The organism is Streptomyces phaeochromogenes, assembly GCF_001418655.1.
Classification (GTDB): Bacteria; Actinomycetota; Actinomycetes; order Streptomycetales; family Streptomycetaceae; genus Streptomyces; species Streptomyces phaeochromogenes.
In genome coordinates this window covers 1-845 of the sequence record NZ_LIQZ01000675.1, presented here as the reverse complement: position 1 = coordinate 845, position 845 = coordinate 1, and the positions used below count along the sequence as shown (strand labels likewise).

Below are 845 nucleotides of genomic sequence, written 5' to 3'. Positions count from 1 at the left end.
GGTGTCCGCGCTCGCCGCGGCCCGCGAGATCGTGGACGCGCTGGCGGCCAAGCCGGAGCCCGTGTACGGGGTCTCCACCGGCTTCGGAGCCCTCGCGACCCGGCACATCAGCCCCGAGCTGCGGGCCCAGCTGCAGCGCAACATCGTGCGGTCGCACGCCGCCGGAATGGGCCCGCACGTCGAGCGCGAGGTCGTCCGCGCCCTGATGTTCCTGCGGCTCAAGACCGTCTGCTCGGGCCATACCGGCGTCCGCCCGTCCGTCGCGCAGACCATGGCCGACATCCTGAACGCCGGTATCACCCCGGTCGTCCACGAGTTCGGCTCCCTCGGCTGCTCCGGTGACCTCGCGCCGCTCTCCCACTGCGCCCTGACGCTCATGGGCGAGGGGGACGCGGAGGGCCCGGACGGAACGATTCGCCCCGCCGGTGAACTCCTCGCCGCGCACGGCATCGAGCCCGTCGAACTGCGCGAGAAGGAGGGCCTGGCCCTCCTCAACGGCACCGACGGCATGCTCGGCATGCTGGTCATGGCCCTCGCCGACCTCGACACCCTCTACAAGTCCGCCGACATCACCGCGGCCCTCTCCCTCGAAGCGCTCCTCGGCACCGACCGGGTCCTCGCCCCCGAGCTGCACGCCATCCGCCCCCACCCGGGCCAGGGCGCCAGCGCCGCCAACATGCTGGCCGTGCTCAAGGGTTCGGAGCTGACCGGCCACCACCAGGACGACGCCCCGCGCGTCCAGGACGCCTACTCCGTGCGCTGCGCCCCGCAGGTCGCGGGCGCCGGCCGCGACACCATGACCCACGCCCGCCTGGTCGCCGACCGCGAACTCGCCTCGGCCGTCG

1 pseudogene is annotated in these 845 nt (G+C 73.7%); it reads left to right on the top strand.

The window, feature by feature from the left end:
- A pseudogene (locus AOK17_RS47470) lies at window positions 1–845 on the top strand (aromatic amino acid lyase); the annotation flags it as partial.